The sequence below is a fragment of the Fibrobacter sp. UWH4 genome (genome assembly GCF_900142475.1).
In the GTDB taxonomy this organism is placed as follows: Bacteria; Fibrobacterota; Fibrobacteria; order Fibrobacterales; family Fibrobacteraceae; genus Fibrobacter.
On sequence record NZ_FRAY01000003.1, the window covers coordinates 439213 to 460902 of the forward strand.

At 50.7% G+C, this 21690-nt stretch carries 16 protein-coding genes; 4 read left to right on the top strand and 12 right to left on the bottom strand.

The annotated features are described in order from the left end of the window. Positions 1–61: 61 nt before the first annotated feature. Positions 62–652 carry a hypothetical protein gene (locus BUA93_RS07185; RefSeq protein ID WP_139257858.1) on the bottom strand — a complete coding sequence of 197 codons (591 nt, stop codon included), beginning with the start codon at positions 650–652 and terminating at the stop codon, positions 62–64. 144 nt (positions 653–796) lie between these two features. Between BUA93_RS07185 and BUA93_RS07190 the strand changes: the two genes are divergently transcribed. Further along, the gene (locus BUA93_RS07190; RefSeq protein WP_072978475.1) at positions 797–2020 is read left to right on the top strand and encodes a sialate O-acetylesterase; all 1224 of its coding nucleotides are present in this window, start codon (positions 797–799) and stop codon (positions 2018–2020) included. On the opposite strand, the gene tsaA is transcribed toward BUA93_RS07190, so the two are convergent. After that, positions 1998–2810 carry a tRNA (N6-threonylcarbamoyladenosine(37)-N6)-methyltransferase TrmO gene (gene tsaA, locus BUA93_RS16390; protein ID WP_217650992.1) on the bottom strand — a complete coding sequence of 271 codons (813 nt, stop codon included), beginning with the start codon at positions 2808–2810 and terminating at the stop codon, positions 1998–2000. The genes BUA93_RS07190 and tsaA overlap by 23 nt on opposite strands. 499 nt (positions 2811–3309) lie before the next feature. After that, a complete protein-coding gene (locus tag BUA93_RS07200; protein WP_072978476.1) occupies positions 3310–3795 on the bottom strand; it encodes a hypothetical protein in 486 nt (161 codons plus the stop codon). Positions 3796–4650: 855 nt separating this feature from the next. Between BUA93_RS07200 and putP the strand changes: the two genes are divergently transcribed. Then, entirely contained in the window at positions 4651–6192 is a 1542-nt protein-coding gene (gene putP / locus BUA93_RS07215; protein ID WP_072978479.1) for a sodium/proline symporter PutP, read from the top strand. Positions 6193–6282: 90 nt separating this feature from the next. On the opposite strand, the gene BUA93_RS07220 is transcribed toward putP, so the two are convergent. The 5 genes from BUA93_RS07220 to BUA93_RS07240 all read right to left on the bottom strand — a co-directional run bounded on the left by BUA93_RS07220 (position 6283) and on the right by BUA93_RS07240 (position 10487). Further along, positions 6283–7686: a hypothetical protein gene (locus tag BUA93_RS07220; protein ID WP_072978480.1), complete on the bottom strand. Its 1404-nt coding sequence runs from the start codon at positions 7684–7686 to the stop codon at positions 6283–6285. A gap of 207 nt (positions 7687–7893) precedes the next feature. After that, positions 7894–8895: a type I glyceraldehyde-3-phosphate dehydrogenase gene (gap, locus tag BUA93_RS07225; protein ID WP_072978481.1), complete on the bottom strand. Its 1002-nt coding sequence runs from the start codon at positions 8893–8895 to the stop codon at positions 7894–7896. Between the two features lie 160 nt (positions 8896–9055). Continuing rightward, positions 9056–9352 (bottom strand): CopG family antitoxin, encoded by a 297-nt coding sequence (locus BUA93_RS07230; RefSeq protein WP_072978482.1) that lies wholly within the window; start codon positions 9350–9352, stop codon positions 9056–9058. Continuing rightward, positions 9337–9573, bottom strand: a complete 237-nt coding sequence (locus BUA93_RS07235) for a DUF4258 domain-containing protein (RefSeq protein WP_139257860.1) — start codon at positions 9571–9573, stop codon at positions 9337–9339. Before BUA93_RS07235 ends, BUA93_RS07230 begins: the two co-directional genes overlap by 16 nt. Before the next feature lie 206 nt (positions 9574–9779). Beyond that, positions 9780–10487, bottom strand: a complete 708-nt coding sequence (locus BUA93_RS07240; RefSeq protein WP_254793896.1) for a BspA family leucine-rich repeat surface protein — start codon at positions 10485–10487, stop codon at positions 9780–9782. Between BUA93_RS07240 and BUA93_RS07245 the strand changes: the two genes are divergently transcribed. Then, positions 10456–10917, top strand: coding sequence for a PD-(D/E)XK nuclease family transposase (locus tag BUA93_RS07245; RefSeq protein ID WP_175547387.1), 462 nt, complete (start codon positions 10456–10458; stop codon positions 10915–10917). The genes BUA93_RS07240 and BUA93_RS07245 overlap by 32 nt on opposite strands. Positions 10918–11018: 101 nt before the next feature. Here BUA93_RS07245 and BUA93_RS07250 read toward each other — a convergent pair whose 3' ends face one another. Together BUA93_RS07250 and BUA93_RS07255 are read right to left on the bottom strand one after the other, a co-directional pair. Next, the gene (locus BUA93_RS07250) at positions 11019–13334 is read right to left on the bottom strand and encodes an ABC transporter permease subunit (protein WP_083597216.1); all 2316 of its coding nucleotides are present in this window, start codon (positions 13332–13334) and stop codon (positions 11019–11021) included. A gap of 8 nt (positions 13335–13342) precedes the next feature. Beyond that, positions 13343–14425: an amino acid ABC transporter ATP-binding protein gene (locus tag BUA93_RS07255; protein ID WP_072978487.1), complete on the bottom strand. Its 1083-nt coding sequence runs from the start codon at positions 14423–14425 to the stop codon at positions 13343–13345. 135 nt (positions 14426–14560) lie between these two features. Here BUA93_RS07255 and BUA93_RS07260 point away from each other — a divergent pair, with 135 nt between their 5' ends. After that, complete coding sequence (locus tag BUA93_RS07260) at positions 14561–18439, top strand: DUF3857 domain-containing protein (RefSeq protein ID WP_072978488.1); 3879 nt, start codon at positions 14561–14563, stop codon at positions 18437–18439. 72 nt (positions 18440–18511) lie between these two features. Here BUA93_RS07260 and BUA93_RS07265 read toward each other — a convergent pair whose 3' ends face one another. Both BUA93_RS07265 and thiL read right to left on the bottom strand, forming a co-directional pair. Next, complete coding sequence (locus BUA93_RS07265; protein ID WP_254793897.1) at positions 18512–20446, bottom strand: GspE/PulE family protein; 1935 nt, start codon at positions 20444–20446, stop codon at positions 18512–18514. Next, the gene (thiL, locus tag BUA93_RS07270; protein WP_072978489.1) at positions 20443–21483 is read right to left on the bottom strand and encodes a thiamine-phosphate kinase; all 1041 of its coding nucleotides are present in this window, start codon (positions 21481–21483) and stop codon (positions 20443–20445) included. The genes BUA93_RS07265 and thiL overlap by 4 nt, the downstream gene beginning before the upstream one ends. Positions 21484–21690 lie beyond the last annotated feature (207 nt).

Below are 21690 nucleotides of genomic sequence, written 5' to 3' on the forward strand. Positions count from 1 at the left end.
CAGTCTTTTACTGCCGGGGATTTTATCAGAGCAAAGTTCTTAAGCCCTTAACGGGAGGCAACTACTTGCAGGTATAAACTTCGCCCGTCGAGTTAAAGAAGGCCACGTCATCGGTTGCCTGGGATTTTCCACCCATCATCAACAACTGCGGGATAACCATCTTGACGACGGCACCTTCGGAGCTGAATTCCGGCACGACCGTGATGGAACTCGAGGAATGCTTAGACTGCTTCACAAAGATGTTTTCCAATACGCACATCTGGATGTTATCAAAGTTCTGGGTAACATTCTTGACCTTCAAGGCTCCCCCTTCGATACTCCAGGATCCCTTGATTGCAAGACAATCGGCGTCCGCCATCAAGTCTGCAGGGGCATTGGTGGGGTACGAAAATTCCAAGGTACCGTCAGCCTTAAATACCAACTTGCCAGGAGCAGACGCATAATCAAACGCGGGCCAGACCGCATGCGGCATAGCCTGCATGTTGACCAAACCTTCCATGTTCCAGGTTCCGATCAAGCATTCATCCGTAAGTCCATTAGCACACTTTTGCACTCTGCTCTTGGAAGGAGATGAACTGGAATCACCACATCCGACCAGCAATGCTGTTGCACAAACTCCGGCGGCAACTACGGCAAAAAAACTTTTTTTCATATTAAACCTCTAAGTTTTCATTGAATATAAGTAATTCTTGTTGTAAAAATCAACAACATAATAAAGTTTACAATTATATTTCCTCCATAGTAATGGATTATTTTTAATTTAAGGGAAATTATTCCCTCTTGTTTGGAGTATATTATGAAAAAATTTCTTTTAGGAGCAGCCTTCGCAATGGCTCTTTCTCAAGTAAACGCAGCCCCGGACCCGAATTTCCACATCTATCTCGCCTTTGGCCAGTCCAACATGGAAGGTCAGGGCGATGTCGGGCAACAGGACAAGACGGTTGACGAACGTTTCCAGGTTCTCTGGGCGGCCGACAATGGCTCCTGTTCCGGGAAGACCAAGGGCAAATGGTCTACTGCCGTGCCTCCGCTTGCGCACTGTCAGGGTGCAAAACTCGGCCCCACGGACTATTTTGGTCGTACCATGGTCGAAAAGACGGACCCCCAGATCAAGGTGGGCGTCATTGTGGTCGCTGTCGCAGGGTGCAGCATCCAGTTGTTCGACAAGGACTCCTACGCAAATTATGCTAAAACACAGCAGAGCTGGATGACCCAGCGAATCAACACCTATGGCGGCAACCCTTATGGTCGCCTGATTGAGATGGCCAAGAAGGCCCAGGAAGAAGGCGTTATCAAGGGCATCATCTTCCACCAGGGCGAAACCGATGCCGGCGATGGCCAGTGGCCTTCCAAGGTCAAGAGGGTCTACGACAACATTATCAAGGATTTAGGCCTCGAAAACGACATTCCGTTCCTCGCGGGCGAAGTGCTGCGCAGCGGCGTGAGCAAGGGCGCGAACAACAACATTGCCAAGCTTCCGCAGCAGTCCAAGAACTTCTACGTGGTGTCTTCCGAAGGCTTCAACCAGGCTCTGAACGATGGTCAGAACGTACACTTCACCTCGCAGGAATACCGCGACTTCGGCAAGCGCTACGCCGAAAAGATGATCGAGGTCCTGGGTGACAAGCTCAAACCCGTTGCAGAATCCAGCAGCAGCGCGGCTGAATCCAGCAGTAGCGAAGTCGCCTCCAGCTCTAGCGAAGCAAAATCCAGCTCCAGCCATAGCCATCACGGAGTTTCTTCTTCGTCAGAGGCAGGTACGGGCATTGCGCAGGCAAACCACTTTGCGGGCGGGGCGCTTACGGTGAACAAAGCCGGCAATGTGCAGTTGAGCCTCGCCAAGGCAACGCAGCTCACCGTCAAGGTTTACTCTAGCCTCGGCAAGGAAGTGCTGGACTTGAGTGGCAACTACGCCGGAACCAACACCCTGGTGCTTGCAGACAGACTCCCGGCCGGGCGCTACGTAGTCAGTGCCCAGGGCGAGGGGTTCAAGGCCACTAAGCCTGTAATGGTAAAATAGCGACGACCGTCAGGTGGTCGCCCTGCACTTGAAACTTGATTTCGAAGCCGGCGAACCTGATGCCGTAAATGCGGTCGGCGGACCTCTGGTACGCGGGCCGCGGGTCTTCGGAAAGCAGCTCCACAAGAGCTGCCTTTTTTTCTGCGGGGAATTTTACGCCGGCGGCACCAGATACTTCAGGGATACCGGCAGCATCGGGCGCAAATCTCGTGCCTTCGAGCAATTCCGGAGCCAATTTTCCGGGCGCAAATCCCGTGCCTTCAAGAACTGCTTGCGCCTCGGCGGCAAATTCGACTTCGAGCTTTTTAAAGCGCACCGCCTCGGCAAAACCGCCTGTGGCCTCGGGCACGGAATCGGCGTACGGCAAGTAGGGCTTGATGTCTACTATAGACGTGCCGTCCATGAGGTCGGCGCCGCTGACCGTAATGGAGGGCGCGCCCTCCCCCATCAGGTTGATTTTCTCGATTTTGACGCAGCTCATGGCCAAGGGATTCGGCCTAAAGCTACTGCGCGTCGCAAACACGCCCAGCCGCGTATTGCCACCAAGACGGGGCGGGCGTACCGTCGGCTTCCAGGTATCGCGAACGTTCTCCGAAAAAATCCACAAGAGCCACAAGTGGCTAAAGCCTTCCAGCCCGCGCAACGCGTCGGCATTCCTGAATTCCGGCTCAAAGACAATCGTCGAACGCAAATTCTTCAAGAGCCCGCTCTGCCGCGGAATCCCGAACTTGTCCGGAAAATCGCTCCTGATGCGGGCAATGACCTTGAAAGTTATCTCGTCAAATTGCACAGCGAAATAATAGAAAAATGGACCTACGTTTTTCAACTATCCAAAATCAATAGCTAAAAGAACATCAGAACTAACACTGGATGATTTTTCCTCAAAAAAAAGCCGTTCTTTATATTTTCATATAAAAAACGGCAAAAATTGGCCTTTCTTTTTTATCTCAGGTGGCGACCTACCACCCTGTTTCATCAATTTGGCCTTTCTTTTTTTCTCAGGTGGCGACCTACCACCCTGTTGCTGATTATAATATACAAAAGAAGATGTTATACAAGACTGTTTAGGCAATCAGGCTCCGCGCTTGTGTAAACAATTTCGCCCATGAATTTGCGGAAATAAACACCGAAGTAAAACATCTTCACGTCGTAATATAGATTTTTAAAGCGTTAAATTATGACATTTGTAAAATTTATTAGCTGCGGTGGATGGAAGTCCTTGAGACTGTTGGTCCTTGCGGGCATCCTCTGGGATGCTTATGTTGACTAAAACACATCAAGTTTAAAGATTATTTCTTTCGTCCTGGACGTGTTTCGGTTGAGATGATTTCCAATTCTCCGTCGGCGCAATTAAATTCCAATTCTCCAGAAAGAAATTTTTTTTTCATATTATTTTTGGCGGTGTATTCGTTGTCGGCTATTGTTTTCCGGACATAGATCGTTGCATCGCCTTTCTTTTTATATGTTACGGTAAACGTCGTTCTTCGCTCGCATCTCTCTGGAGGCGGACATCTATTCCTATTTTCGTCGAAGTAGGCTACTTTGGCCTTGTATTTGTGATTGAGTTCGGTTTCGTTTTTTTTTAAAGCCCATTTTGCAATCCAATAAGCATTGCCATTCGTTACATCTTCGTCTTTTCCGAAGTAAGCCATTTCTGGAATGACATCTTTGTGCCCGTTATAATCGTAAGCTATGTAGACCGCTTTTCCATTGATTGGGAAAAAGCTTTTTAGCCTTACGCTGATGCATATTGTAGGTCTTTTCGGTCTAGCCATTTGTTTCCCTTTTAGTAATTCGTATTCAATATATCCATTTTTATCCCGTTCCGCAAGTGAAAATAAATTTTTGGGGGTGCATATAAACCCGCTTTTTGCGCGAATGAATGTTCTGTTCGCATTTCTTTTAGCAATGGCATTCGGTTGGGGATGACGAAAGATGAGGTCTTAAAGAAAAATCTTGATTATAAGCAAGAATGCGATTCTGTATGAAAATGAGAAAAATGGAAACATTTGGGACCAAAGATGCCTAAGGACCCCAATGATTGGCAGGGGTCTGAAATTCATTTTTGCAAAAAAGCGTTTTTTTTCGTCAAACCTTACTTTTGGGGAAAGGGGACTGTAGTTGATCGAGATGGTTATGAGGTGGACGATGGACTACATCGGTACGGTTATCAATCTGTCCGTTGCACGAAGGACTATTAAACAAATAGTCTTCTAAAATGCCCTAAGGCGGAAGAAGATAAGTCGTCGAGCGAACATTCGTCGGCCGAAGGCCGAGGCCATGTGAGCTTACAGCCCCATGCGTAAAGCTGGGGCTGTAGCGAGAGTGAGACGTGAGTCGAACGGTCGTGTAAGAGCGAGGCGAGCTTAGCTCTGGAGCCGTGGGCAATTTCTGGAAAACATATAAGCGTGCGGAGCAGGCTGAGCCGGAGCGTTGTTTTTTTTGGGATGGGAGAAGAGAAGCCGGGGCGTTGCGGGGCGGCGAGCGCCCGCAGAGGGGGTGCTGGAAGCCACGGCTATGGATTGCTTCGTCGCTTTGCTCCTCGCAATGACGTATGCCGGGGCTGCAAGCAGGGGGAGCCCTCCCCCCTTTTTTTCTATCTTTAAAAGCATACATAAAGGAGACGACAAATGGTCTTAACCGTTTTCATTTTATACCTGTTGATGATGCTTGGCATCGGCTTTTACTTCTCCAAGAAGGCGAACAGCCTGAATGCCTACTACCTGGGCAACCGCGGCATGAACAAGTGGGTCGTGGCCATGTCCGCACAGGCCTCCGACATGAGCGGCTGGCTTTTGATGGGCCTCCCGGGCGCCATCTTCGTGAGCGGTTTTTCCGAAGCGTGGATCGGCATCGGTCTCGTGATTGGCACATACCTCAACTGGAAAATCGTGGGCCGCAGGCTCCGCAAGTACAGCCACTTCTGCGGCGACTCCATCACGCTCCCCGACTTCTTTGCGAACCGTTTCCGCGACAACAAGGGAATCATCCGCGTTATCGCCTCCATCTTCATTCTCGCGTTCTTCCTGTTCTACACGGTTTCGGGCTTTGTGGCTAGCGCAAAGCTCTTCGGCACCATCTTCGGTATGGACTACACCACCGGCCTTATCATCGGTGCGGTTGTCGTGGTGAGCTACACCTTCATGGGCGGATTTTTCGCCGTGTGCTGGACGGACTTTATCCAGGCGACCATGATGCTTATCGCCGTCATCGCGATTCCCTCGATTATCATGACCGGCTCGGGCGGTTTTGCAGCGACCATGGATGCCGTGAACGCACAGAACCCCTACCTGTTGAGCCTGTTCACCAACGCCACCACCGGCAAGTCCATCGGGCTTATCGCCTTGATTTCTAGCCTCGCGTGGGGCCTCGGCTACTTCGGCATGCCGCACATCCTGGTGCGCTTCATGAGCATCAAGAACGCCGAAGACATCAAGTTCTCCCGCCGTATCGCCATGACCTGGGTCACCATCTGCCTCGGTGCCGCCATCATGATTGCCATCCTCGGACGCTACTACGTAGAAGCGAACGGCATTACCGTCGCCGACCCCGAACGCATCTTCATGATTCTTTGCCAAGCGCTCTGCCACCCGGCTGTCGCCGCCATCCTCATGGCAGCCATTCTCGCCGCTATCATGAGTACGGCTGACTCCCAGCTGCTGGTTTCCGCCTCTGCCTTCAGTAACGACCTCTACAAGCACCTGTTCCGCAAGAATGCGAGCAACAAGGAAGTCATGTGGGTGAGCCGCGGCGTGGTCGTGCTCATTACGGTTATCGCGGTCATCGTCGCCATGCAGGGCGCTCCCAGTGCCGACGGAGTGAAGCACGGCAAGAGTTTCTTGGATGTGGTGATGAGCCTCGTGAGCTTTGCCTGGGGCGGTTTCGGCGCCACCTTCGGCCCGATTATGCTCCTTGCCCTGTTCTGGAAGCGTACCACGCTTCCGGGCGCCATCGCGGGCATGCTCGTGGGCGGCATCACCACCTTCGTGTGGAAGTTCTACCTCTCCGGATTCTCCGCCGAAATCTTCCAGATTTACGAGCTGGTGCCCGGCTTCGTGCTTAGCTTTGCGACCATCGTGATCGTGAGCCTCTGCACCAAGGCCCCCAGCAAAGAAATTATTGAAGAGTTTGACGCGGTGGAACATACCCGCCTGAGCGATATGAAGCTGTAATCTAGAACGGGGCTTGCACCCAACAGACGAAAGTACAAAAGAGGCCCGCAAATGCGGGCCTTCATTTTATTTCCAGGGTTTCACCCTAAATCAGTCGTCGTATTCCGGCGCTTCGAACGAATACGGAATGCGCGGCGAGTCCTTATCATGATGAATGAACGAGAATCCGCTAATCTTGCCCGTTTCACGGTCAACCGGTCCGGTCTGCAACTGGCCATACGTGCTTGTCGTACTGCCCGGATTCAATAACGTATTGTAGTCCATCACCATATAGTAGCCGTAAACTTCCCAAGTGCCCGACTTGAGTTCGACTCTCTTTGAGCCTTCGAATGCTTCCAGCTTGGAAGTTCCGTCGGCTTTCAACGTAAATGTCCAATCTACACCGTCTTGTGTCTTCACCCATTCGCCGACAAAATCTTCGGCATTTTCATACTCGTACTCGACTTCTTCAACCGTACAGTCCATGCTCTCGCCATTGTACGCCGTAATCTTATTGTCGGTGCCCACGGAATAGGTGAACATCGTACGCGAAGACCCCACATAGTAGAGCGGGATCATCAACAGCGTGCTGCGCTGGATATCATACCGACCGGCATGCCAGTTCACTACTTGGCCGTCGACCGAGGTCTCATAGACATACGAACCGTCAAAGAACTTGAAGGTCCTCGTGGAATCGCCATCGGCACATTCATAGATTTTCTTCTGAATTGTTTCGGCCTTGGAGACCTTGCTCTTCTGGACAGCGACGCTAGCCTTAATCGCTTCGCTGTAATCGCCACCGTCTACAGAGTACAGAATTGTGTCGTCTTCATCGGCATTGTCGGCTGCTTTGACGACAAACGAAATCTTGAAGCCGGCGTCCATTTTTCCTATAATCTTTTTGACGGCATCGGTTTCACTATACTGCAAGCCAGCTTTATCTTTTTTAAAGCTCACCACGCCACCTGCAAAATCCGTATAGGTGACCACCCACAATTCGTCCGGAATGCGGAGTGCCAAAACGCCCTGCTTGCTGCCGGTCGACAGGTAGACGGTCTGGTCAAACAGCTTGAGTTCATAGTTCTTCTGTAAATCGGTGAGTTTCGCGGCACGGGCACCTTCCGGAGTTACTACAGAAGAAGACGAAACTTCAGTGGATGAAGATTCCGGCGTTTCGCTAGACGAGGACTTCGGGGACTCGCTCGAAGAGGACTTGTCTTTACTTACGCTAGAAGACGACTTGGAATCATCTTTCGCAGAAGACGAGGAATTGTCGGAAGACTTTTCCGAAGAAGAAGAGTTCCCTGAAGATTTTTCACTGGACGAAGACTTGTCGCCATCCTCGGACGACGAAGACTTGGCATCCTTTTCGGAAGAAGAAGAGTCATCGCCTTCTTCCACGGAAGAAGAAGATTCTTCGGAAGAAGGGGCCGCCGAAGCAGAAGAGGAATCGTCGCCGCAAGCCGTGAACAGGAATGCCGACGAAATCAAAAGAGCTAAAAATTTATTTTTCATGCCACAAATATAGTTTATTCTAAATAAAGATTCAACTAGAGATTGCTTCGTCGCTCTCGCTCCTCGCAATGACATGGGTACCGAATCTACTATAAAAAAGAACCCCGCCGCTTGGGCAGGGTTCCTAAAAGGTTTCTTAGCGGAAGTGCGGAAAACTAAGTGGCGTCCGCACGACTAACGCTATCTAGAAATCTTACTTGCCGATGATTACTTGGCAATAACACGGGCCATTTCGCAAACCTTGTTGCTGTAGCCCCATTCGTTATCGTACCAGGACACAACCTTAACGAAGGTCGGGTCGAGCTGGATGCCAGCCTTGGCGTCGAAGATGGAGGTCTTCGGGCAGTTGCGGAAGTCGGTAGAAACAACGGCTTCGTCGGTGTAACCGAGGATGCCCTTGAGTTCGCCTTCAGAAGCTTCCTTCATGGCGGCGCAGATTTCTTCGTAAGTGCAAGCCTTCTTGAGTTCGACAGTCAGGTCAACAACGGACACGTCGGAAGTCGGCACGCGCATAGACATACCGGTGAGCTTGCCGTTGAGCTGCGGGAGAACCTTACCCACGGCCTTTGCAGCACCCGTAGAAGACGGGATGATGTTTTCGAGGATGCCACGGCCACCGCGCCAGTCCTTCTTGGACGGGCCGTCAACGGTCTTCTGAGTAGCAGTTGCAGCGTGAACGGTGGTCATGAGGCCACGGACGATGCCGAACTTTTCATCGAGAACCTTGGAGATCGGGGCAAGGCAGTTGGTGGTGCAGGAAGCGTTGGAGATGATCTTCTGGCCAGCGTAGGTCTTGTCGTTCACGCCGTACACGAACATCGGAGTAGCGTCCTTAGACGGAGCAGACATGATCACCTTCTTGGCACCAGCCTTGAGGTGAGCAGAAGCGAGTTCTTCGGTCAGGAAGAAGCCAGTGGATTCCACAACGACGTCAACATCGAGGGCACCCCAAGTGATAGCGGACGGATCCTTTTCAGCGAAGATCTGGATCTTGTTGCCGTCGACGATGAGGAAGTTGCCTTCGACCTTGATGTCGTGGTTGAAAGCGCCGTGGACGGAGTCATACTTCAGCATGTAAGCGAGGTAGTCAGCGTCGAGAAGGTCGTTGATACCGACAACAGTAATGTCCTTGGAGAAGTTTTCCACAGCAGCGCGGAAGACCATACGGCCGATACGACCGAAACCATTGATACCGAGTTTGAGAGCCATTATTGGATCCTTTTGTTTGTTTGTTGAAATTGCTAACCACCTAAGGTGGTGCGATCTTGGCCGTAAAGATACAAAAATCCGAGGCTTTTGTGTAGTAAAAAACATAAAATTTCGGATTTTTGCCGACGAAAGGGGACCAAACCGCCATGGGAGGTCTTGGTTACACCGGGGCAGCTTCCAGCATCTGCTTCATGAGCGTCTGGTAGCCGATGCCTACGGCGGCGGCACGCTTCTTGTAGCGTTCAATAACACGAACCGGGACTCGAATGGTAATCGCCTTGGTGGCATTGGCCGCCATTTTCGCCTTTAGTGCCTTGACCGTTTCGTCCCAGTTACCTTCGGCAACAACAATGGTACCGTTCTTTTCCGCCTCGCGGATGTCCTCGGAAAAATCGCGGTTATCCAGTTCCTCGAGTTCTTCTTTCGATAAGAAATCATCGATTATTTTGAATTCCATTTTACCACCTCACTGTTATGCGAACGTCTAACCGACACGACTGAATACATATCTTTTGCCAAGACAAGTGTCCAAAAATTGCCATCAGCCTTACCTATCAGAAGAAACTTATCATCTCTAGTAGGTAATATGGTGTATTTTCCATTCATCAAGGCAACAAGCATTTCCGGTGTAAAACCGCGCTCAGCCATTCGTTCTAAAGCATGCTTTGTTATGTTCATAGTTAATATACATTATGTATGTACAGATTGTCAATATGAATTTATTTTGCAGGGTGAAATTGGATCACCCCAATCTATTAACACGCAACATTCAGAAAAAATGGGAATTTTGGCACCTTTTTAATGATTAATTATGGGTATACAAAAAAAGCCCCCGCAGAACCATTTGGGGGTGCGGGGGTATTTCGACAGAAGGTTTTTCGCAGTTATTTCTTTTTGTACCACTTGGGAGGTTTCTTTTCCAAAGGAGATTCCTCAAACATATCGGACATATCAACGCCTTTCGGCACGTTCCATTTATCAAGATTCCCTTGAAATTTAGAAGAAGCGAACATTTCACTCATTGCCTCAACGTTTGACACATTCCATTTGCTAATATCGCCATTAAAATCAGAATTTCTAAACATCATGACCATATTGATTACTTTGGACACATCCCATCTGCTGATGTCGCCGTTGAATTGAGAATCTTGAAATATTCTACTCATATTTGTAACATTCGATACATCCCATTGACTGATATCACCGGTGAATTGTGAAAGATCCTCATCAGAAAACAAATCACTCATATCTGTAATTTTAGATACATCGATGAAATTCAAGTCACAATTCGCACCATTCTGTTTTATGGCTGCTAAAATTTTTTTCCTTAAATCATCTTTATTTTTTGCAACAACCATTTTTTGTTCAGTGGTCTTTTTAACTACAGTCCCCTTTGGGGATTCTTCAGCTTTATGAGGTTTAGAGTACTTCTTATAGGCATTTTTCTTAAGGTGATATTTCCCTTCGTCGTCTTCAACCAAGTCATCTTCAGGGAATGCACAATAGTTTTTGAACTTGGAATGATCAAAGTCCTTCAATACTTTTAGGGGCTTGTCGTTTTTGGTCAGTTTCCAGTTCTTCGATGCGTTCAAGGAGTCCCCGAACTATCGCCATAAGGTGCAGCTCCGCAATCAGGAGCAGCGTGTATATTTCGAACGGCAGACGGTGACGCTTATCGAAGTGAACAAGTTCCTCAAGCAGAAGGAAAAGTTCGAAGGCGACAATAGCCGCATTGCACAGTGGCTCCGTGCCATCGATACGCTCAACCGTGAAGCCGATTTCAGCAAGTTTGCTGCGGATCCCGTGTTCAAGGTCTTGCAAAACGAGGTAAAATTGTGTAATTTTAGTGCTAGGTATATGATTAGCACGATGATGAGAGATGTTGAGAAGGCTAGCTGGGAATACAGTGGTGGCCTTAAAAAAGCTCGCGAAATTGCGAAGAAAATGCGCGATAAGGGAGTCGATATTTCCATTATAAAGGAAACGACTAATCTTTCCGAAAAAGAAATTCGCGAGCTCTAATTGCTCTAAAAATACAATGCTTGGCGGTCAAATGGCCGCCTTTTTGCTGTATAACGAGCTGATTTCCCCAAACATTGCCGAAGGGTAAAACAGAGATCTTATTAAAACGAAACCTTCTTTCGGTTTTTAGGGTCGATTCGCTTCTGGATTGCGGTAAGCACTCGGGTAAGGAGCCAGGCAATCAAGAAATAGATGATTGCGGTCGTCACCAGCGGGAAAAACGCCTCGTAGGTTCGGCTGCGGATAATGTCGGAGGCCTTGGTCAGGTCGAGAATGGCGATATAGCCCACCACCGAGGTCATCTTGACCATGCTGATGAATTCACCCTGGTAAACGGGCAGGAAATGCCTTGCCGCCTGCGGGAATACAATCCTGAAAAACGCCCTCACCTTGGTGTAACCGAGCGAAAGGGCGGCTTCCATCTGTCCCCTATCCACAGCCTCGATTCCTGTGCGCATCATTTCAGACACATACGCCCCGAAGTTCATGCCAAATCCGATAATGGCGACCCATACCCCATCGAGCCCCGTGCGGGCGAAAACGACGTAGAAAAGAATCATCAACAGAACAACCGATGGCGTCCCCTGCAATATACGGATGTAGGAGATGGCAATGGCATCGGCAATTTTATTCTTCGAAAGTCTCATCAGGCAAATCAGGAATCCAAGAACAGTTCCAAAAATTGCAGACATAATCGAGATAAACACCGTAACGCCAATACCGTCTACAACGAGTTTCCAGCGATCTTCACGAATGAAGGTTCTCTCGAAGCTGGACTTCAACGAAACCCACAAGGTTTCTTCATCGGAGGCAACAGTCTCCCCTTCTGCAGCCCGTTTCACAATGGCAACGACTCCGCCATCATAAACAGGGACCGAGAAATCAATGCTTTGCTTTCTTTCCTCGGTAATGGTGATCTCGCCCACAGCCAAATCACTTGCACCCGACACAAGCGAAGGCAAAATGGATTCAAAATTCATATTCACAATTTCGAGTCCATAACCATAGGCCTCGCAAAAACGGACTACCCAGTCAATATCGTAACCGACAATGGCATTGTCCTTGATATAAACAAACGGGGCAACCTCCGTATTCGTGGCCAAGTGAAGTGTTCCATTTGTCGCTTTCAATTTCGACAGATCAATTTTCTTGACAGATTCATCGGAGCCAAACCAGACAGCCTCCAAATCCGTCTTCAATCCCTGTTTGTTGGACTTCTGGATAAATTCCGTCATCTGTGCGCGCAACTTTTCGCCTTTTTCATTCTTGGGGAACGCAAAAGCGTAGTCGGCCTCTTCCAAAAGCTTATTTACAATTTCAATTCCTTTATAACTTGCAACCACGAGCCTTGCAGTGGGCTCATCAACAAGCATGGCGTCCAGCTTTCCGGCTTCAATCGATTTGGCTATATCGGCATAGGTATTGAAAAACAGGCTTTTTGCTTTCGGGAAGAAGGTATCCAGCACTTTATTGAAGGCACATCCTGTCCCAAGACCAATCTTTACGCCATCACGATTCAATCCCTCTATAATTTCTTCTGGACTTTTCGCAACCTGCTGCGTTTTTTTGCCATCGAGAATCTGAACCGCCATCACGCATTCTGAAACATAGAAGGCATTAGAGAGGTAGTTTTTCTCCTTGAACGCGGGAGTGGCGCTGAGCGTTGCCGCCGCAAAATCGTATATTCCCGTTTCAATACCGAGAATCACCGATTCAAATTCCACATTATGGACATCAAGGCCATACCCCATTTCTGTGGCAAAGCGGGCCATCAGATCCATCTCGTAACCGACAATTCGCCCATCCTTGATGTATTCAAAGGGCGCAGTCGTGGCATTTGTCGCCATCTTGAGTGTGGGCATTCCCTCTTTTGCCTTCGGGAAATTCACCACTTTCCGGGTTTCATCGTTACCCAGCCAAAGTTGGTCGATCGAGTCCAAAAGACCCGCTGCACGATACTTTTCGATAAAGACGTTCATCTCGTCGCGAAGCTTACGTCCCTTTTCATTCTTCGGGAACACAGCCACGACATCCATCGGTTCAAAGCCGGCGTGGATATAGCCGAGATTCGGATTTTGAAGAGCAGCATAACGAATAATCGGTTCGTCGTTGACAAAGCCATCCAACTTACCGTTTGCCACCAGATAGGCCATATCGGGCGTGGACTTGTAATAGTCAATTTTTGCGTTAGGAAGAAGGCGTCGCGTTTCCTTGTCGACAAATACAAAACCCGTCTGCATACCGAGTCGCAAGTTCGCATTCTTGTTCATATCGGCAATGGAATTGTACTTGAGATGTTTGTCCCTGAATTGCAGCGGAACATCCTTCAAAGAAGAGTCTTCTGTGGCAGCTAGGACACCGCTTGCGAAAAGCATTACGAAAAGCAGAACTATCCAAAATTTCAAAGTCGTTTTCATATTCTCGCCTACTTCACCTGGAAATAAATTTGATTTACGCCATCAACGACACATTGCCTGTAATTTTCAACGGCAACATCCACCAATCTTCGGGAAATTTCATCACAAGTTTCAAGCGGATTTATATTTTCCCCTACAAAGTCAATCTTGATTTCCACACGGCAGGATTCATCGGAATATTCAGCCACCAAATGGATGCTAGATTCTGGGGGCAATTTCATCAGCAAATTCTGCGCGACGAGCTCGTCAAATACAAAATTGACATTTCGGGCAGTCCGCTTGTCAATTTGATTTTTCTCGACAAATTCAAAGAATTTTTGCACCACATTCGTAAAATCAGTCAATCCATGTTGCAGGCGAACATCAAACACCTTCAGGCGTTTGATAAACTGTCGAGTCTTATCTTTTTGCGGATGATCGAAAACCTGTTCCGAAGAACCTTCTTCGTAAATAACGCCCTCGTCCATATAGAAGACGCGAGTCGATATATCCTTCGCAAATTTCATTTCGTGCGTGACAATGAGCATGGTCAAGCCCTGCTTTGCCAAGTTGCGAATCACCGAAAGAACCTCCCCCACCATTGTCGGGTCAAGGGCGCTCGTCGGTTCATCGAACAGGACAATTTCTGGATCCATGGCAAGGGTTCGCGCAATCGCCACGCGCTGTTTTTGACCACCGGAAAGTTCCTCGGGCAAGTTATTCGCCTTGTCGGCAAGTCCCACCGTGCGGAGCAAAGCCATTCCCTTTTCGTAGGCTTCCTTTTTTGTCCGGTGCAGCAAATCCACTTGCGCCACCATGATATTTTCGATGACGGACAAGTGATTGAACAAGTTGAAGGACTGGAAAACCATTCCCATTTTTCGGCGAAGCATCGGGACATTCGCCCCCGGTGCCGTAATGGATTTTCCATCGATTAAGATTTCTCCCGAAGTCGGGTTTTCCAGCCTATTGATGCAGCGAAGAAGTGTCGATTTACCAGTTCCCGAAGGGCCTATAATGGAAATAACCTCGCCTCGGTGAATTTCTGCATTCACATCTACAAGCGGAGTTACGTTGGGATACACTTTTTTCAAATGCCGGATCGAAATCATAACCAAATATATTCCTTCTTAGATACATTCAATTATAGAAAAAGATTGCCATATTTTTACATTGAGGAATCCATATTCCACATTGGAACATATAATCGTTGGGCTACAGCTTTTCGTTTTTTTATTTTTGTTGTCATGAGCAATTCTTTGTTTAAAAAATTTGGTCGTATTCCCAATTTTTGCGCCCCGCTGTTTGGGCTGTTAGTTGTTGCATCTTTAATTTCTTGCGCCGGTAACGGAAAGCCGCTGACTGAAACTGAACCGCAGCCAGCAGCAGACGAGAGCGACGGCGGATCCAGCTACACCGACGACTATTTTGACGAAGGCTCGTCGCAGAATGCGGACAGGTCAAGTAACAAGGCCCTTCGGCAAGCTCAAGGACCTAATTCCGCAAGAGCTTTCAGCTCCGACGGATTCAACTTCATTTTGCCGCAGGGAGGCTCTGGAGACTGGGCGCTTGTGGGCGACGAGAGCGGCGCCCACGAGAGCGGCGTCCCCTACGAATTTTACAACGCCAGCACGGGACGCCGCGCGGTCCTGGTCGAAATCGAACTTCCGAAGGGCGAACCCATGCGACTCATGGACCGCGCCCAGATGGAAATGCAGGCTTTTGAAAGCAGCGGCAAGAAGGCGACTCTCGCCGAGACCTACCCCGAAGAAAATTTCGGCGGTACAGGCGTATTCTTTGACGTGGCGGGCAAGCGCTACGACAGCCCCTACGAGGCCGTCGGCTTTGTGACAGGCGCCGGGAGCCGCGTGTACACGCTCACACTTTCTGCCACCGACACGCCGCTCCAGCCGGGCGAACTCAAGAACGAATGGAAGGAATTCTTCGCGAACTTCAGCATGCGCGAAACTGCTGCAAGCGAAGGCCCGGAACTTTCGCCGAACAACGTGCAAAGCTTTGACTCCCCCACACTCGGCTACACTTGGGCAGTCAAAGACACCCTCTGGCATCACTGGACAGGAATCGCCCGCCAGAACGACGACCCGGACCTGGTGCTTAGCAACAAGGCCGAAGACGTTTCGCTGTTCGTTTACGGCGCGACTGTAGAAAGCGACGCCGTCAATTCGCAGGATTTGTTCAAGGTATTGCTCGTGCGCCTGGGTGTCGACCCCAACAATCCCACACTTGAAATGCACCGCCAAAAGGTCGGCGACCGCTACGCACAGGACTTTAGCCTGACTCACGTAGTCAACAAGTTCGACTTCTACTACACAGGCCGCTATTTCTATGACGACGGCCGCGGAATCTTGATCGTGAGCTGGACCCAAGGCGTGAACAAGAAAAAGTACGCCAAGGTCATGCAACACGGTATCGAAGGCCTGACCGTGGGCGAAAATCCGGCCTCCAAAAACGCAGCCGCCGACCCCGAATCCGCCAAGAAACTCGCCAAGTTCAACGCCGCCATCATGAGCCAGGTGGGCATTCTGCGCCTGCTCGAAAACCAGCCGCTGGTGGCGCTCAGCTACTTTGAACGCGCGAACCGCATGGACCTCGAAGAGCCTCTCTACCTGATCAACTGCGGATTCGTGTACCAGATGAAGGAACTTTACGGCCCGGGCATCAGCCACTTTGAAAGCCAGCGCGAACTGGTGCAAAAGAACGGCAAACTGCTCTCAATTTTGGGCGAAATGTACGAAGCCCTGTTCGACTACGGCCGCGCCCGCGAATGCGCCGAAGCAGCCCTCCGCTACACGCCGAACAATCCGGAATACGTGATCAACTTGAGCGACGCCCTCTGGGGCCTCGGTCAGCGAAACCAGTCGCTGGTGGTCGTGCAACGCCTTTACGACACGCAGCCGAGCAGCCGCCTGGGCGTCTACCTCGCAAAGACTTACATGGGCCTTGACCAGTACGCCGAAGCCGTCGACATTCTTTACCAGGTGCGCCGCCGCTTTGGTATGAGCGTGGAACTCGGAAGCACCTTGATGGATGCCCTCATGTTCCTTGGCCGCTACGAAGAAGCCCGCGCCATTAGCGAAGAAACCTTGGCCAAGGACCGTAACGACTACAAGATTTGGACCACGCAGGGCAAGATTCTATTCTACAGCCGCAACTACCGCGGCGCCGAAAAGTCGCTCACCAAGGCACTCGCCTTAAAGCCCGATAACGAAGACGCCAAGAGTTTCCTCTCCGCCACGAAGGCATTCCTCGGCAAGGCAGACAACCGCACGCTGCAAAAGCCAATTACGCCGGTAGAAGAACGCACCAAGAACCTGAAGGGTCTCCTCAGCGAAAGCGCCAAGAAGCAAGGCACCGAAGGCGATTTTCCCGCCGTGGTGCATTACAACAAGCAGACCTTGAAAGCCGAAAAGGGCGCAAACTGGGTCCGCACCGACGAAATGCTCATGGAAATCCTCGACATTCGCGGCGCCGCCATCTATCGCGAATTCACTTTCGACTTCTTGCCGGGATTCGACCGCATTTACCTGAACGCCCTCGAAGTCTACGACAGCAACTGGAACCTGAAGCAGAAGGCGAACCTGAATGGCGCCTACATTACCTACGCCACCGAAATCGGCGGCCAGAACGAATCGCAGACGGCGCATTTCCCGCTCTCGGAACTGGAGCCGGGCGACTTTATTTACCTGCAGTTCAGCCGCACCAACATCGAAAATAAGGGCATGATCCCCTACACCGACTTCGTGAGCAGCAAGGACGTTCCCGTAGGCCAGTCCAGCTTCCGCATTTACGCCGACACCTCCCGTTTTGTGACCGAAGAATACGGCCCGCTCGAAAAGAAGGCCATCAAGGGCGGCATCGAATGGAAGATCGAAAACCCGGTCATTATCCGCAAGGAACTTTACATGCCCGTGTACCGCGACTTTGGCGCAGGCCTGATGCTTACCGGCAAGCAGGAATGGAAGAACGTGGGCGAAGATTACCAGAACCTGATCAAGCACCAGTTCAAGCAGGCCGTGAGCGTGCGTGAAAAAGCCCGCGAAGTCCGCGGCAGCAAGGCAAACGACAACGCCGTCAAGGCCATCGTGAACTTTGTACGCCACGATATTCGCTACCGCGACATTCGATTCGGCGGACACAGCCTGATTCCGCAAACCGCCGAAGTCACGCTGAAAAAACACCAGGGCGACTGCAAGGACATGGCGCTTTTGCTCAAGGAAATGCTCGAAGCCGTAGGCATCAAGAGCTACCTCACCGCCATCCACCTGACCGAAGAAGGCTTTGCCGGCCTCCCGACGATTCAGCAGTTCAACCACATGATTCTCTACATTCCGGCGCAGGGTCAAATCACCGAACGCTGGGTCGATGCTACCGACAAGACCGGCAACGATCGCCCTGTACCGCTCGACATGGAAGGCAAAGTCGCACTCGTCATCAACGACGACAGCAGCCACGTGGTCACCACGCCGATTTTGGAAGACAATCAGGAACACCAAATCGGTATTGAACACCGCCTGTTTATCGGAAACGACGGCGCCTGCGAATTCCGCGACTCGATTTCGCTGCAGGGCAAGTTCGCAAGCGTGATGCGTAACCGCTTCTTTGGCCGCGACGCCAAGGAACAGGAAAAGCTGATGGAAGACTTCCTCGCTTCGGGTATCCCCGACGTAAGCATCGGAAACATCCGCATCGAGAACTTGGCCGAATTCAACAAGCCGCTCGCCCTGATTGTGACTTACGCCTCCAAGGGCTACTTTGGCCAGGGCGGCTCCGAACTCAAGGGACGATTCCCGAACGTGTGGGAACGCAGCCTGTTCAAGCTCCCGAAGGTATCGAAGCGTCACCACCCGATTCGCATGCCGCACGAAACGCAGTTTGCATACAAATTAAGTGTCACAGCAGCGAACGGCAAGACGGTCAAGATTACCGGCCCCAAGAAGCTGAATCGCGAACCGGATTACGTGAGTTTCGAGAAAAATTACGACGGCAAGAACAGCATCAAGTGGACCACCTTCGCTCTCTACGCCGACCCGGCTGAATACAACAAGATTCGTGAGGAATGGACCTACTTGCTCAGCGAAACGAGCCCGATGATCGAGGTCAAATAAACTGCTCAAAAATTAACAGAGAATGCCCCGGAAAAATTCCGGGGCATTTTCACATTCAACTTAAAAACGAAACTAGTCGTCGGCAGTCGAAGCGCCAATGGCCTGTTCGAGCGTGGTATGGCCGTTCAACGCCTTCTGGATACCGTCCATACGCAAGGTAATCATGCCGCATTCCTGGATGGCGGCGCGTTTGATGACATCGCCCGAAGAACGCTTGATGATAAGGTTACGCACGGTTTCGTTCGGCACCAGGAACTCGTAAATACCGCAACGGCCCTTGTAGCCCGAACCATCGCACTTGTCGCAACCCTTGCCGTGGTAGAACTGCATATCGGGAGTCAAGTGGAATTCGTCGCGCATGGCCTGCGAAATTTCGACAGGTTCCTTACAGTACTTACAGATACGGCGCACAAGACGTTGGGCAAGCACGCCCTTGATGGCGGTAGACACAAGGAAGGGTTCCAGGCCCATTTCGAGCAAACGCGGGAATGCGCCGGCAGCATCGTTGGTATGGAGCGTACTGAAGACCAAGTGACCCGTCAAAGCAGCTTCGATAGCCATGGACGAAGTTTCCTGGTCACGCATTTCACCGATCATAATCACGTCCGGGTCCTGACGCAAGAGGGCGCGGATGCCCGCCGCAAAGGTAAAGCCCGCGGCGTTGTTAATTTGTCCTTGGTTCACACCGTCAATATTCAATTCCACCGGGTCTTCCATCGTAGAGATGTTGATGGTGGAATCCAAAATTTCTCGAATAGAAGCATAAAGCGTGGTAGACTTACCGGAACCGGTAGGACCGGTCACCAGCACAATACCGTTAGGAGCATTAATCGCATCGATAAACTGCTTGAGTACGCGCGGGTTAAAACCCATATCCTTCAGCGGGAACTGACCGGAGTTCGGGTTCAAGATACGCATAACGATCTTTTCGCAAACACCGCGCTTACGCAATGAAATCGGGAACGAGCTCACACGAAGGTCCACTTCGGAACCCTTGTAACGCACGGTAAAGCGGCCGTCCAACGGTTTACGTTTTTCGGCAATATCCATCTTCGAAAGGAGCTTGATACGCGAAAGAATCTGCGGCATCAAACGAGCCGGAATCGGGGACATCACCTGCAGGTCACCGTCAATACGGTAACGCAGCTTGAGGAAGGTTTCCTGCGGTTCCAGGTGAATATCGGAGGCCTTACGGGCAATGGCTTCGTGAATCAGCGTCGTCACGATCTTCACCACCTGACGACCTTCTTCGTCACTCAGTTCGGGTTCGTCGTTACCACCCTGACCGCGTTCCACCGTTTCCAGTTCATCGCTGTCCTTGGATTCGCTGATCAAGTCGGCCAAGGATTCCTCGGCAGGACCGTGACCGGCGAACACGCGTTCAATCGCCTTCATCACGTCGGCTTCGGACGCCATCACCACGTCAACATCCATACGGACCTTGAACTTCACGATGCTGATCGTGCGCATGTTGGTCGGGTCCGTCATGGCAATCGTCATCACGGAGCGAACCTGGCGGCGTTCATCTTCACCCTTCTGCACGAACAGTGGCACCACCTTGTACTGCTTGCACATATCTTCGGGCAAGAAGGTATAGGCGTTCGGGTCAATATTGAAATTGTCGAGCTTTACATACGGAACTTCGAACTGCCTCGAAAGAATTTCAACAAGGCGTTCCTCGGGCATGTAGCCCAGGTCCACCAATGTACGGCCAAGGCGCTTACCCGAAGTTTTCTGGGTTTCAAGAGCCTTGTCTAGCTGCTCCTGCGTAATGTACCCTTGAGCGAGGAGCATTTCACCGATACGCATCTTGGTCGAAGACTGCATCTGCGACCCGAGGATGTTCGTTAGCGTTTCTTCGCTCACCATGCCAAGGCGCACCAGAATCTTACTGAGCATGAGACCGGTACGTTTATGTTCGGCCATGGCGTGGGCCAACTGGTCTTCGTCGAGGACTCCCTGACGAAGCAACAACTGGCCAAGGTTCATCTTGTTATTGTTCATCATATATGCGACCACGCCCGCGGGGGTACGGGCAAAAACTCTCCATCTTGACGCAGCATGCAAACTTCAGGTGCACCAGACTTTTCTAGCGCATTCCCTATTCTACACACCTTGCCTAATCGAACATTTTCTTCAAATATACTATTTGGGCATGAATTTGCAAACAGAAGTTCGTATTCTTCGCCCCCATTTAATGCAAAATCAAGAGGATCAAGGTGATATCTATCACACAGGCGAAGGACTTCCGCGTCAATCGGAAGCAAGGATTCCTCGATTTGCAGGTTCACCCCCGAAGCAACTGCCAGATGGTTCAACTCCGAAGAAAGACCATCGCTAATGTCCATCGCCGCGCCATAGGCTCCCAAACGAATCAGTTCGGCCCCCGCCGATTCACAAATCTGCGGAGAAAGATGGTATTCCACCAGCTTGGGGAATTCGGATGCCGCTTCGGGGTGGTTCATCAGGAGCCAGAGCCCCGCCCCGGACTTGCCGAGAGTCCCGTTTACAAATAAATTATTCCCCGGTTTGACCGCCGAACGCAAAAGGGGACGCGGAAACTCAAACGCACCGTCGGGTGACGCGCCTGATGAGGCGTCTGGTGATGCGTCGCCGAGTACTCCCAAAAGCGTCGTCGAGAACATCCCCACCTCGCCCACCACGGTGTCGCCGCCAATCAAGGCGATTCCACGTTTGGCAAAGCCCTGCGAAAGGGCGGCCTGCACGCGGTTGCGGGTTTCAACGGACCAGTTCCTGTTCAAGCACAAACCTAGCAGGGCAAGTTTCGGAATTCCACCCATCGCCGAAATGTCTGACACATTAGAAACAATATGCTTTTCGACAGCCTGTTCGGGAGTCGACCAGTCCAGTCTGAAATGCGTATTTTCGACCGACAAGTCCTTGGTCACAAGCCAACCGTCAAAGATGGCGCAGTCATCGCCCACGCCGAGCCAGCCGCGGCGCTGCGGAGCGTCGTGCTTAAATTCAGCGGCGCCTTTCAACAACGAATCAATGAACTTGAATTCAGGTACGTCGGGGAACATACACTAAAAATAGGAATTTAATGACGGGTTAATATTTGCCGCCGTCGGCTTGCGTCACCTAGGGGACTCCTACGGAGTCCCTCGCTGCTCGGCTCACCTATACGGAAATGCTAGCAATTCCGTGCAGGGTTCGCCTCACTGCTAGTCATGGCGCTACTGCGTAGCGCAGACCACTGCGCCTCGGAAATGGTCGCTCAAGTAAACTTG